This window comes from Rhodococcus sp. 3258 (genome assembly GCF_031456475.1).
Classification (GTDB): Bacteria; Actinomycetota; Actinomycetes; order Mycobacteriales; family Mycobacteriaceae; genus Rhodococcoides; species Rhodococcoides fascians.
This window is the reverse complement of record NZ_JAVDUT010000001.1, coordinates 987,775-1,000,182: the sequence shown is the minus strand read 5'-3', so window position 1 is coordinate 1,000,182 and position 12,408 is coordinate 987,775. Positions and strand designations below refer to the sequence as shown.

Annotated in this window: 13 protein-coding genes; 6 read left to right on the top strand and 7 right to left on the bottom strand. The window is 64.5% G+C overall.

Annotation, left to right across the window (positions count from 1 at the left end; genetic code table 11):
- Nucleotides 1-53 precede the first annotated feature (53 nt).
- From J2X62_RS04610 to J2X62_RS04590, 5 genes are all read right to left on the bottom strand, one after another.
- Nucleotides 54-1,016 carry a PDR/VanB family oxidoreductase gene (locus J2X62_RS04610; RefSeq protein WP_032381514.1) on the bottom strand — a complete coding sequence of 321 codons (963 nt, stop codon included), beginning with the start codon at nt 1,014-1,016 and terminating at the stop codon, nt 54-56.
- On the bottom strand, nt 1,013-1,258 hold the full coding sequence (locus J2X62_RS04605) for a hypothetical protein (RefSeq protein ID WP_201245408.1): 246 nt from the start codon (nt 1,256-1,258) through the stop codon (nt 1,013-1,015). Before J2X62_RS04605 ends, J2X62_RS04610 begins: the two co-directional genes overlap by 4 nt.
- Nucleotides 1,255-2,325 carry an aromatic ring-hydroxylating dioxygenase subunit alpha gene (locus J2X62_RS04600; RefSeq protein WP_310177935.1) on the bottom strand — a complete coding sequence of 357 codons (1,071 nt, stop codon included), beginning with the start codon at nt 2,323-2,325 and terminating at the stop codon, nt 1,255-1,257. The genes J2X62_RS04605 and J2X62_RS04600 overlap by 4 nt, the downstream gene beginning before the upstream one ends.
- Nucleotides 2,326-2,458: 133 nt before the next feature.
- Complete coding sequence (locus tag J2X62_RS04595) at nt 2,459-3,562, bottom strand: NAD(P)-dependent alcohol dehydrogenase (protein WP_032381516.1); 1,104 nt, start codon at nt 3,560-3,562, stop codon at nt 2,459-2,461.
- 52 nt (nt 3,563-3,614) lie between these two features.
- Nucleotides 3,615-5,111: an aldehyde dehydrogenase family protein gene (locus J2X62_RS04590; RefSeq protein ID WP_310177929.1), complete on the bottom strand. Its 1,497-nt coding sequence runs from the start codon at nt 5,109-5,111 to the stop codon at nt 3,615-3,617.
- Between the two features lie 160 nt (nt 5,112-5,271).
- Between J2X62_RS04590 and J2X62_RS04585 the strand changes: the two genes are divergently transcribed.
- Nucleotides 5,272-5,727 (top strand): MarR family transcriptional regulator, encoded by a 456-nt coding sequence (locus tag J2X62_RS04585; RefSeq protein ID WP_310177926.1) that lies wholly within the window; start codon nt 5,272-5,274, stop codon nt 5,725-5,727.
- Nucleotides 5,728-5,749: 22 nt separating this feature from the next.
- Here the strand turns inward: J2X62_RS04585 and J2X62_RS04580 are convergent, their stop codons facing one another.
- A complete protein-coding gene (locus J2X62_RS04580) occupies nt 5,750-6,361 on the bottom strand; it encodes a TetR/AcrR family transcriptional regulator (protein ID WP_032366821.1) in 612 nt (203 codons plus the stop codon).
- A gap of 96 nt (nt 6,362-6,457) precedes the next feature.
- Here J2X62_RS04580 and J2X62_RS04575 point away from each other — a divergent pair, with 96 nt between their 5' ends.
- Both J2X62_RS04575 and J2X62_RS04570 read left to right on the top strand, forming a co-directional pair.
- Nucleotides 6,458-7,978 carry an APC family permease gene (locus J2X62_RS04575; RefSeq protein WP_052053451.1) on the top strand — a complete coding sequence of 507 codons (1,521 nt, stop codon included), beginning with the start codon at nt 6,458-6,460 and terminating at the stop codon, nt 7,976-7,978.
- Nucleotides 7,971-9,560 (top strand): amidohydrolase, encoded by a 1,590-nt coding sequence (locus J2X62_RS04570; protein ID WP_032369237.1) that lies wholly within the window; start codon nt 7,971-7,973, stop codon nt 9,558-9,560. The genes J2X62_RS04575 and J2X62_RS04570 overlap by 8 nt, the downstream gene beginning before the upstream one ends.
- Before the next feature lie 20 nt (nt 9,561-9,580).
- Here the strand turns inward: J2X62_RS04570 and J2X62_RS04565 are convergent, their stop codons facing one another.
- On the bottom strand, nt 9,581-10,012 hold the full coding sequence (locus tag J2X62_RS04565) for a MarR family winged helix-turn-helix transcriptional regulator (protein ID WP_222072779.1): 432 nt from the start codon (nt 10,010-10,012) through the stop codon (nt 9,581-9,583).
- Nucleotides 10,013-10,113: 101 nt separating this feature from the next.
- Between J2X62_RS04565 and couN the strand changes: the two genes are divergently transcribed.
- Genes couN through couM form a run of 3 tightly spaced genes read left to right on the top strand, consistent with a single transcriptional unit; the run spans nt 10,114 to nt 12,382 of the window.
- A complete protein-coding gene (couN, locus tag J2X62_RS04560) occupies nt 10,114-11,022 on the top strand; it encodes a 4-hydroxyphenyl-beta-hydroxyacyl-CoA dehydrogenase (protein ID WP_310177906.1) in 909 nt (302 codons plus the stop codon).
- The gene (gene couO, locus J2X62_RS04555) at nt 11,019-11,924 is read left to right on the top strand and encodes a 4-hydroxyphenyl-beta-ketoacyl-CoA hydrolase (RefSeq protein ID WP_032369144.1); all 906 of its coding nucleotides are present in this window, start codon (nt 11,019-11,021) and stop codon (nt 11,922-11,924) included. The genes couN and couO overlap by 4 nt, the downstream gene beginning before the upstream one ends.
- Nucleotides 11,921-12,382: a p-hydroxycinnamoyl-CoA hydratase gene (gene couM, locus J2X62_RS04550; protein WP_032366817.1), complete on the top strand. Its 462-nt coding sequence runs from the start codon at nt 11,921-11,923 to the stop codon at nt 12,380-12,382. Before couO ends, couM begins: the two co-directional genes overlap by 4 nt.
- Nucleotides 12,383-12,408 lie beyond the last annotated feature (26 nt).

Here is a 12,408-nt window from a genome sequence, read left to right as displayed (position 1 = left end):
GCTTTCTTCGATTCGTAGGGCTTCGATTCGTAAGGAATGTCGTACAACGAGCTCTACAGTTCGAGAACGAGCCGGGGGCCCGTCGACCGGGACACACAGATCATCATGGTGTCGTTGGCACCGCGTTCCTCCTCGGTCAACAGTGTGTCGCGATGGTCGACGGTGCCGGCGAGAACGGCTGTTTCGCAGGTTCCGCACGTTCCCTCTCTACACGACGAGAGCACCTGCACTCCCGAGTTCGTCACGGCGTCGAGCACCGAATCGTCCGGATGCACGGTGACGGTTCGTCGGCTCAGAGAAAGTTCGACTTCGAATGACGCACCCGATGTCGGCCGATCGAGTGTGTCGGCACGGAACCGTTCGAGGTGCACGCTTCCTTCGGGCCAGTGCCCCGCGCGTTCGGTCACGGCGTCCAGCAGGGGCCCCGGTCCGCAGCAGTAGACGGCCGTGCCGACGCGCGCAGTCCCGAGCAGATCGTCGAGATCGAGCAGTCCCTTTTCGTCCTGCGGGACCACGGTCGTGTTGCCGGGGTAGCGGGAAACGAGCTCGTCGACGAACGCCATACTGTCGCGGGACCGGCCGCCGTACGCCAGCGACCACCCGGCCCCACGCCGCTCGGCCTCGGCCACCATCGTGATGATGGGTGTGATTCCGATACCGCCGGCGATGAACAGATAGTTCTCGGATTCGGTCAACTCGAAGTGATTGCGCGGTCCACGGACACGGACGGTGTCGCCGACGGCAAGGGTGTCGTGGACATGGAGCGAACCACCGCGGGATGCCGGTTCTCGTAGGACTCCGATGCGCCAGGTGTCGCGGTCGGCCGGGCTTCCGCACAGCGAGTACTGGCGGGTGATGTCGGAAGTCAACTCCAGATCGATATGAGCTCCCGGCGTCCAGCTCGGCAGGTCTGTGCCGTCCGGCTTGCGCAACTGCAGCAGGGCAACGCCATCCGCGCCGCTGCACTTGTCCGAGACGATCAGATCCAGGTCGCACTCGGGGAGGTTTCGCGTCACTCGGCTCTCCCCACGTGACTCACGAGTTCGCCTCGCACCGAGGGCAACTCGGGATGGCCGGGGTCGACGGTCGAGAAGTGCCCGATGGGGTGCGCGAGCAACCACTCCCACAGCAGTGCCGGATCCTCCTCGAGCCGGGACGAGCCACAATGGCAGACGCCGCGCAGCCGGTCGGTACCCGGAACCCACACCACACGCAGCACGTTGGGGCCCTGCAGCATTCGATTCGGTTCCGGTGTCACGACACCACCTCGGCACCTGCTCGCGAGCCCTCGAGGAGTTTGCTCAGAAGCCGACGCGCACCGAGGCCGCCCGCATCGATGTTGATCGACAGTTCCTGGTAGCCGGCCTTTTCGGTGTCCAGTGCTTGCTGAAGAATGTTCAGCGCCACCACGTCCTGCATGACCACTGTGCGATTGTTCTCGGCCAGAAACTGGGACACTTCGTTGTCGTCGATTGCGAAATCGCGCGCAACAGCCCAGAAGTCGTGTGTCGAGGTCTCGGTTTCCGGAGTGATCGCGTACACGATCTCGCTGTGGAACGCGTGGGCGTCGGAGCCGTCGTCCGCGGGTAGCGGTGATCCGAGCGGAGCGATGCGGCTGTGCAGTAGATACAGGCACGGGGGCATGTATTCGATGTCCTGCCAACGCGAGATGCGCGTGTCGATGCCGGTGGACTTCGAGTAGAACGGTGGGCATTCGGCGTCGTCCATGTGCCGCGAAACGTAGATGACGTTGCGATCGTCGTCGATCTCGGTGGTGATCGGTGTGTCGGCGACTTCGGGAGTGCCGATGTAACCGCCGTGCAGGTAGGTCTCGTGCGAAAGGTCCATGAGGTTGTCGACGAGCAACTGATAGTTGCACGAGATCGGCTCCATTCCGCTCACCACGGTGTAGTCCGGGGAGTCCATCCACGGGGCCCGGGGAATACGAGTGATGTCGCCGTCGATCGGATCGTCCGGGTCGGCAATCCACATCCAGACGAACGAATCCTGCTCGTGCACCTGATAGGTGGTGAGCCTGGCCGTCCTCGGCACCCGCTTCTGTCCGGGAACAGAGACGCAGCCGCCGTCACTGCCGTACGTGAATCCGTGGTACCCGCAGACCACGGTGTCGCCATCGAGGTGGCTGGGGGCCGCGGAGAGTGGGTACCGCCGGTGCACACAACGATCGCTCATTGCGGTCACAGCCCCGGACTCGGTGCGCCACAACAGAATGGGCTCGCTGCAAATGGTGCGCGAGAACAGCTCTCGGCCCACTTCTCTGCTGTACGCAGCGACATACCACTGGTTACGGACGATTGTCGTCATCGATTCTCCTGAACACGTAGAAGTCGTTCGGTCGCTTGACGTCTCGTCAGCGATCGTGACATCGAGTGTGTGGCACGCCACCCCGCCGGTGCGAGCGGACTTCCGGATGCCGGAAGCCCGGTCGGAATCCCGGTCAGAAGAGGAGGACCGGTTTGATCGACGCACCGCTGATCATGTCCGCCACCGCGGAGTTGATGTCGTCGAATCGGTAGTGAGTGATCAAGCGCTGCAGGGGCAATCGACCCGACACGACAAGATCCACCAGCACCGGAATCAGGGTCTGCGTTTCGCTGTCGCCGAGGGTCAGTCCCACGATGCGTCGGCCCGGCAGCATGGCGTTGACGTCGACCGGGACCTCGGTGCCGAAGGGCGGAGCGCCGACGACGACGGCGGTTCCACGAGGGGCCAGGGCATCGATCGCGGTGCGCAGCACCCCTACGTTCCCGGTGGTTTCGATGGCTCCGTCGACGCCGGAGCCCTCGGTCAGTTCTGCCAACGCAGCCGCGGTGTCCTCGCGAGTGGCGTCGACGACGTGGGTCGCTCCCAACTCGGTGGCCAGTTCCAGGCGTTCGGCAACCCGATCGACCGCGATGATCTTGGCCGCGGGAGTGAGAGCGGCAGCCATGATGGCCGAAAGACCCACTGCGCCTGCGCCGGTCACCACGACGGTATCTCCCGGGCGTGGTCGCAGCACATTCCACACGGCACCGACTCCGGTCTGCACCCCGCAGCCCAGCGGTGCCAGGATCTCCAGCGGTGCGGAGGAATCGACCCGAACCAGGCTCCGCTCGTCCACGATCGCGTGATTCGCGAACGACGACTGGCCGAAGAAATGGCCTCCGAGCGCAGTGCCGTTGCGCGTGATCGGGCTGGAGCCGTCGGCGCGAGCCCCGCCGATGAGGTTGAGCGGCAACCACGTTGCGCAATAGGCGGGATGACCGGCTCGGCAGTTTCCGCAGGTACCGCACGAGGTGAACGACAGCAGAACGTGGTCACCTTCCTGCACGCCGGTGACTCCGGGACCGATGGCTTCGACGACCCCCGCACCCTCGTGGCCGAGGACGCCGGGAAGCGGAAACGGCAGCCCGCCCGCGGCGACGCCCAGATCGGTGTGGCACAAGCCGGCTGCGACGATGCGCACGCGCACTTCTCCGCTGCGGGGTTCGCCCAGTTGGACCGGGGACAATGTGAACGCGGCTCCGCCCGATTCGACTACTGCCGCTGTGGTTGTGGTCATGGCACTGCCCTTTCGATTTGGTCGAGGCCTTCGATTCGGTCGAGCCTTCGATTCAGTCGAGCGAGATGACGACGGATTTGACCTTGGTGTACGAGTCGAGGCCCTCGGGGCCGTACTCACGGCCGAAGCCGGAGTTCTTGACTCCGCCGAAGGGAACGGCCGGATCGAGCATCGCCCAGTCGTTGACCCACACGATGCCGGCGTGCAGTCGTGCTGCAACACGATGTGCGCGAGCCACATTCGTCGTCTGCAGACCGGCAGCGAGGCCGTATTCGGTGCCGTTGGCCAGGCGGACCGCGTCGTCTTCGGTGTCGAACGGTTGTACCGTCAGAACGGGTCCGAAGATCTCTTCTCGAACGACCCGCGACGTGGCGGGCAAGTCTGCGATAACGGTGGGGGAGTAGAACGAGCCACCGGCGAGGGGCGTACCGGACAGGTCTGGACGGTGCCCGCCGACGACGATACGGCCGCCGTCGCGGCGGGCGATGTCCACGTACTCCTCGACCTTGTGCACGTGCCGCTCTCCGGCCATGGGTCCGACCACCGTGGCCGGATCGAACGGGTCGCCGACGGGAACACCGGGAACCGCCTGGGCCAGAATGTCCAACACCGTTTCGTATCGAGAGCGCTGGACGAGCAGGCGCGGGCCGCCCATGCAGAACTGCCCGGAGTTGAAGACGAACCCTTTGATGATCGCTCCGATCGCCTTGTCGATGTCGGCGTCCTCGAACACGATGTGTGCGGCGTTGCCACCCAGTTCCATCGTCACCGGTACCAGATTGCGGCCTGCGACCCCGGCAGCGTGCCTGCCCACAGCCGTTGACCCGGTGAATGCGATCTTGTCGACTCCCGGATGCTGCAGAAGTGCCTCTCCCGCAACGGAACCTGTTCCGGTGACGACGTTGATCACGCCTGGCGGTACGCCCGCCTCGGTCAATATTTCAGCCATCAGCAATGCGCTGAGCGGGGTGTCCTCACTGGGTTTGTGGACCACGGTGTTACCCGCGGCGAGTGCAGGCGCGATCTTCGAACTCGACAAAATCAGCGGAAAGTTGAAGGGGGTGATCGCGGCGACCACACCGAGCGGTTCTCTGCGCGTGTACGCGTGCGCAGACAGCGGAGTGTCGCGATGCGATCCACCGAGCGTCTGAGCCAGTGCGGAGCAGTACTCGTACTGCTCCGCGGAGGTCAGTACGTCCACCGGGCGGCACAACGACATCGGCTTACCCACATCGGCGCTTTCGACGGCAACGATCTCGTCGGCGCGTTCGCGGATGAGCTGACCGGCTCGGTGCAGAATGCGTGCCCGTTCGCGTCCGGGCAGCGACGACCAGCGGCCGTCGTCGAAGGCGGTGCGAGCTGCGGCCACTGCTGCGTCGACGTCTACAGCGGACGCCTCGGACACGGAGGTGAGCACCGCTCCCGTCGACGGATCGAGTACGTCGGATCGGCCACCTGCGGCAGCGTCACGCCAGTGACCGTCGACGAAGAGCCGTCCGGGAGTGACGTCGGGTCGGGTGGGAGTGACGCTGTCGTCGGTGATCGTCATGAACGCCTCGCTTCGATGGCCGGCTGTGACCTGATTAACAGGGTTCCTTATATACAACCTCGCGCATGCGCGGAAAGCAATAGGCGATCCAGGTGCCGGTCGGCGGCATTCGGTAATTAGGCTGCAGCCACACGCGAGTTCGGAAAGCGAGGTGGTGAACGTGCCATCGAGGCCGTCGTCGGCAGGCGAGCAGCCGACGCTGCTCTACGCCATCAAGCAGGTCGAGCTGGCGGTGCGGGCCCAGATGGATGCGCTGTTGCGGCCGAAGAACATCACTGCCGTGCAGTACACCGCGCTGACGGTGCTACGTCGACGCGACGGGCTGTCGTCCGCGGAGTTGGCACGCAATTCCTTCGTGACGGCTCAGACGATGGGCGAGATGATCGCCGCACTCGAGAAGCGTGGATTGGTCACTCGCCGAACGGATCCGGCCAACAAACGGCGGATGCTCACGAGCTTGACCGAGGAAGCACGACGCTTGCTCGCAGAGTACGACGCGCAGATCGGTGACCTGGAGGACCGCATGGTCGCCGATCTGTCGCCGCGTCAACGAGACGAATTCCGCGGCTTCCTCCGTAGTTGTCGCCTGGCTCTCGGACACACCGGGGCGCACTGAGCCCCGAGGAGCGGAGGGTGCGTCAGCGATTGCCCAGGCGGTGTTGCAGGCCCGTCAGCAGTGCCGACAGTCCCAGCTCGAAGGCGACGTCGGTGGGGTTCGGCTGTTCCTCGGGATCGCCCACCGCAGCAGTGAGGGCCGGGTGCATCTGCGGGTCGGGTGTGTAGAGGTTACCGCCGCTGCCCATGTCGAGGGCCGAGCCGAGAATGAAGTTGTCGAACGCGATGATGATCGGAAGTACCTCGGGCCAAGCGAAGCCCGCATCGTGCAGACCGTCGGCGATTCGCTCGTACTCGGACAGCGATTCGCGGTCGCGGATGCGTGAGGTCGCGAACAAGCGAATGGACCCGGGGTGACGGGCGAACGCCGCTCGATACGACCACGCCAACCTCTTCAATGCCTCGTCCCACGGGCCCGTTCCGAAGCCCGTGTTGTCGATCTTGCGACCGATTCGAGCCCGCATTCGATCGATCACTTCGTCTTTTCCGGACACGTGGTGGTACAGCGAGGATGGATGCACGGCGAGTTTGGAGGCGAGCTGTGCAACTGTGAAATCGCCTGTGGCGTCGGTGATCTGAAGTGCGGCATCGACGATGCGATCGACATCGAGTAGTGCTGTCTTCGGCCTTGCCACGTGTACTCCATTTCGCCGGGGTCTTTCCAAACTGTCTTCTGTGGTCTACGTTACGTCAAAACCAAACATCGTTGGATTAATCACACGGAGCCGGCCATGACCATCCCCCAACATTCCGGGCAGCCGAATGCCCTCGATAGTTCCAGCCTCAACTCACGCGACATCGTCTTCTTCGTCGTCGCGGCAGCGGCACCGCTCACCGTCATGGTGGCCGTTGCTCCGATCGCGTTGCTGATCGGTGGGATCGGCGCTCCCGCCGGATACCTGTGCGCCGGTCTGATCAGCACGGTGTTCGCCATCGGCTTCACCAAGATGGCGCGGCACGTGCACAACAACGGCGCGTTCTACTCCTACATCCGGATGGGTCTGGGCAAAGTTGCCGGTCTCGGTAGCGCTCTGGTGGCCGTGGCGGGGTACACCCTCCTGCAGATCAGCACCTACGGGTTGTTCGGAGCGGTCACCAAGGCGACGATGAACGACTTCGTCGGAGTCGACCTACCCTGGTGGCTGTGGGCGTTGGTCGCTGCGGCGATCGTGTCCGTGCTGGGATATCGATCGATTCGGGTGGGGGCCAAGGTCCTCGGCGTGCTGCTCGTTCTCGAAGTGCTGGTGCTGCTCGTATTGGCGATCGCAGTGATCGCCAAGGGCGGTGCGAGTGGTCTGAACCTGCAGCCGTTCTATCCCGAGAACGTCTTCACCGGATCGATGGGGGCGGTACTGGCCGTGTCGTTCGCCGCGTTCGTGGGCTTCGAGGCAACCGCCCTGTTCCGCAACGAGGCGGTACGACCGGACCGGACGGTCCCCCGCGCAACCTATGCCGCGGTCATTTTCCTCGCGGTCTTCTACTGCTTCATCGTCTGGGTTGCGGTCATGGCGTTCGGCGCCGAGAACGCGGTCGCCGCGGCTGCATCGGATCCTGCCGGTTTCTTCTTCACCGCTATGCAGACCTACGTCGGTAGTGCGGCAACGGATGTGATGCGCGTGCTGATCGTCTCGAGTGGACTCGCGGCTCTGCTGGCCTTCCACAACGCGATCACCCGGTACGGCTATGCGCTCGGTCGTGAAGGAATCTTCCCGGTGCGGCTCAGCCACGTGCACAGCAAGCACTTGTCTCCGCACATCGCCAGCATCGCGCAGACGGCGACGGCCGTAGTGGCCATCGCGTGTTTCGCCGCGGCCGACGTCGATCCGGTCCTGCAGTTGGCTGCGTGGACGGCGAGTACGGGGACCGTGGGAATCCTTGCGCTGCAATGGCTCACCTCTCTCTCGGTTGCCGTGTTCTTCCTGCGCGGTAGAGAAGTGGCACGGGATCGGGGCGCGGCACTCGCTGGAATCGCCGCGTTCGTCCTGATCGGAATCGCTCTGTACCTCGTCGTCGACAAGATCGAAATCGCCACCCTGACGACCGACCCGGTGGTGAACACCGTCGCCTCCATCGGATCCGTCGTGGTGTTCGCGTTGGGTTCGGCAGTGGCCCTGTGGATCCGGGCACGCCGCCCCCAGGTGTACGCACGGCTGGGGACGACCGACATCGATTCCGAGATACTGCCCGATACCCAGGCCGGACCGTCGACCGCACTACCTACCGATGATGCACGAGGAGTGCGACATGACTGATGCGACACTGATTCTGATGAACGCCACGGTGCTCACCCAGGTCGATGGTGCCGAGCCGCAGCAGGCCGTCGCCGTTCGAGACGACCGAGTGATCGCACTCGGGAGTACCGACAACGTCCTGGGGTGCAGTGGTCCCGGAACGAAGATCATCGACCTGGCCGGGAGCACTCTGACACCCGGATGGGTCGACGCCCACACGCACGTGGTGCAAGGCGCGTTGATGTCACTCGGCGTGGATTTCAGTCGGTGCGAGAATCTGGACGACGTGCGTCGGGTACTGCACGATGCGCACCCGACGGACGGTTGGATTCGCGGCTGGGGCCTGAACCACAACGTATTCGGCGGCCGAGCTCCGAGCTTCGAAGCCATCTCCGACTCGGTCACGACCCCTGTTCTCATTCGGTTCTACGACGCGCATTCGTCGCTGGCCAATCGGGCTGCACTCGATATTGCCGGCGTGACCGGCCAAGAGACCTTCGACCACGGCGGTGCCCGAGTGGCGGTGGACAGTGGCGGGAAGACCACCGGTCACCTGATCGAGGAGCCGGCCATCCATCTGGTGGAGGCGGTCATGCCTGCCCAGAACGTCGTCGCGGCGAAGTCTTTGTTACGCACCGTGACCGAGGAGATGGCGTCGGTCGGGCTGACCGGGGTGCACGTCATGGACGACCTCCCCGGGACCGTCGAGATGATCCGGGCGCTCGACGAGGACGACGCCGGACTGCGGTTCTGGGTGTACGGCTGGGTCCAGCCGGATCATCCTGCCGATCGGGTCGCAGAACTGGCTGCGCTGGTGCACGGTACCGCCGGGGCGCGGTGGCGATACGCGGGCGCAAAACTGTTCATGGACGGAACCGTCGAAGGTGGGACGGCGTGGTTGTGTCACCCGGACCTGTACGGCGACGGTACCCGGCCGTCGTGGACCGACCCGGAACGGTATGCGGCCGTGGTGCGCGAGCTCGACCGCCGTGCAGTGTCGACCACTACTCATGCGATCGGTGATGCCGCTGTGCACCACTGCGTACGGACGCTGGCAGCCCTCGGGAAGGGGGTTCGGCATCGCCTCGAACACCTCGAGACCGTCTGTCCCGAGGATCTGACAACGATCGCGGACGCCGGTATTGCCGCATCGATGCAGCCGACCCATTGCACCAGGTACACCCGAGCGGACGAGGCCGACGACTGGTCTCGGCGCATGGGCCGCGATCGTATCGACCGTGGTTGGCCGGTGGCCGAGCTTCTCGATCTCGGTGTGACCGTTGCGCTCGGATCCGATTGGCCGGTAGCACATTTCGATCCCCGAGTCGTGATGGCCGATGCCCGGCTACGCCGCCCCGCAGGCCTGCCGGCCGACCCTCCTCGTCAACCCCGGCAGGCGATTTCGGCTCGACAAGCCCTCGACGGGTACACCACCCACGCCGCGGCGGCGGCCGGTCTGACCGACGGAACCGGAACCATCGTCGTCGGTGGTCCCGCAGATTTCACCGCAGTCGGCGGCGACCTGATGGGCCCGGCGGATCGAATTCCCGAACTACCGATCATCGCGACGGTCGTCGGCGGCAGGGTTGTCTACGAACGGTGATCGGCCTACGTGTGCACGATCTACTGTGCGCGGACGATGGACTGCAGTGACTGCCGCAGCTCTCGGACACCGCGGTCGCCGAGGGCTGAGAGCGTGGCGGATTGGGTCGCCGCGAGCGCGCGCTGCGCGTCCACGCACAGCGCGCGGCCGGCGTCGGTCGCGTGGATGCGCTTGTTTCGTCGATCGCCGGGGTCGACCCGTCGGGTGATCAGCTCGCGGACCTCCAGATCGTCCACCAACGCCACGATCTGACTGGGGTCCAAGCCCAGTTCCTCCGCGAGCTGCCGCTGGCCGAGTCCGTCCGAATGCTCGCAGGCCAGGGCCAGCACGGAGTACGAACGTACGCGCAGCTCGAAGGGTGCCAGTGCCGTTTTGGCGGCGGCCGTCAGCGACGTTCCCGCGCGCGTCAGCAGGAATCCGATGTCGTCGGACAGGGGTGCGATGTCGGTCATGAGGCTCCTCGTATCGGCGGTAATTCTAGCAAACGTAAATCATTGACTTTCTCAATTATTGATGGTTTTGTCAGTCTGGTAACCACGAAGAGGAGAGAGCTATGAATCTCGACAACAAGGTCGCTGTCGTCACCGGAAGCGGCCAGGGGCTCGGACTTGCGTATGCCCAGGACCTCGCGCGCCACGGTGCAGCAGTCGTGATCAACGACGTGAACCAGGCGACAGCCGACGCGGCTGTCTCCTCGATCGTCGACGCGGGTGGACGGGCAGTGGCCGTCGTGGCTCCGGTGGGCAGCACCGAGACCGCACAGAAGTTGGTGGCAGGCGCGGTCGAGGCGTTCGGTCGCCTCGACGTCATGGTCACCAACGCGGGGATCCTGCGCGACAAGGTGTTGTGGAAGATGACCGACGACGACTTCGATGCCGTCGTGAACGTTCATCTCCGCGGCACGTTCACCTGCGCACGCGAAGCAGCCGTTCACTTCCGCGCTCAGGGTGAGGGCGGCCGGATCGTGTGCATCGGCTCTCCTGCCGGTCAGCGCGGAAATTTCGGACAGACCAACTACTCCGGTTCCAAGGCCGGGATCGTCGGGATGGTGCGGACCTGGGCGATGGAACTCCAGCGTGCAGGTGTCACCGTGAACGCGGTGTGCCCGGTGGCGGCCACGGCGATGACCGAGACCATCCCGTTCCTGCAGCCGTACATCGAGGCCATGCACAACGGGGATCCGTTGCCGCCGTTTGCCCGTCGTGAACTCGGGTTCGGGACCCCAGCGGACGCCGCAGGAATCGTCTCTTTCCTGGCAAGCGACGCGAGTGCAGACGTGACCGGTCAGGCATTCGCCGTCGGCGGTGACCGCCTGGCACTGTGGACGCACCCGGACATGATCGCCACGAGTTATCACGACGGTGGCTGGTCGGCCGAGGACATCGCCGCTGTCTGGCCGTCGACGTTCGCGGACAGCCTCGAATCGGTCGGAGAGAACCTCTCCGTAGAGCCGGCGCGATGAGCTCGAAATACCAGTGCGCCATCGACTTCGACTCGATACTGGCACTCGATGTGCACACTCATGTGGAGATCGACGGGTGCGGACACCGCGCACTGGACGACGAATTGATGACCGCGTCGGAGAAGTACTTCAAGTCGGGCGAGGACCGTACTCCAGGGATCGACACCATCGCCGAGTACTACCGGGCCCGCAACATGGCCGCAGTGGTGTTCACCGTCGATGCCGGTGCAGCGTCGGGACATTCACCGAACTCGGTGGAGGAGATCGCCGAGGGGGCGGCACGCCACAACGACGTGTTGATCCCTTTCGGCTCGGTCGACCCGTGGCAGGGTAAGGCCGCCGTGCGGCGGGTGCACCGGCTCGTCGAGGAGTTCGGGGTGCGCGGCTTCAAGTTCCATCCGAGCATGCAGGGCTTCGAGCCGAACGATCGCCGCTTCTATCCGATCTACGAGGCCATCACCGAAGCCGGAGTACCCGCGCTCTTCCACACCGGCCAAACCGGTATCGGTGCCGGACTTCCCGGCGGGCACGGCATCAAGTTACGCTATTCCGATCCGATGCTGCTCGACGACGTCGCCGCGGACTTCCCGCAACTGACGATGATCATGGCGCACCCCGCGGTGCCGTGGGCGGACGCGCAGATCTCGATCGCCACGCACAAATCGAACGTGTACATCGACCTGTCGGGTTGGGCACCGAAATACTTTCCGCCCCAACTGGTGCGGGCGGCGAATTCCATGCTGAAGCGAAAGGTGTTGTTCGGCTCGGACTTTCCGGTTCTGACGCCGGATCGTTGGATGAAGGACTTCGCCGAGCTCGACATCAAGGACGAGATTCGTCCACTCGTGTTCAAGACCAATGCACTGGCCGCACTCGGCCTGTCCGCCAAGGAGACATCATGACCACCCGCGTCGCCACTCTCGCCGAGTTGAAGAACCTCGAAGGCACCGAACTGGGCACCAGCTCGTGGATCGAGGTGCCGCAACAGCGCATCGACACCTTCGCCGACGCCACCGACGACCATCAGTGGATTCACGTCGATCCCGAACGGGCGAAGGCCGAAAGCCCCTTCGGCGGTCCGATCGCGCACGGCTATCTGACTCTGTCGCTGATCATTCCGATGTGGGACGAGCTACTGGTCGTCGACAGCGTCACCACGAAGATCAACTACGGATTGAACAAGGTTCGCTTCACCAACCCGGTCCCCGCCGGCGGCCGAGTGCGCCTGGCCGCCACGCTGAAGGGGTACGAGGAGCTGCCCAAGGGCGGAGCTCAGCTGACCGTCGCCGCGACGATCGAACTCGAAGGCAGCGAGCGCCCCGCGGTCGTCGTCGAGGCCGTCTACCGCATGTTCGACTGAGATCACGGACCCGAGAGGAACAGATT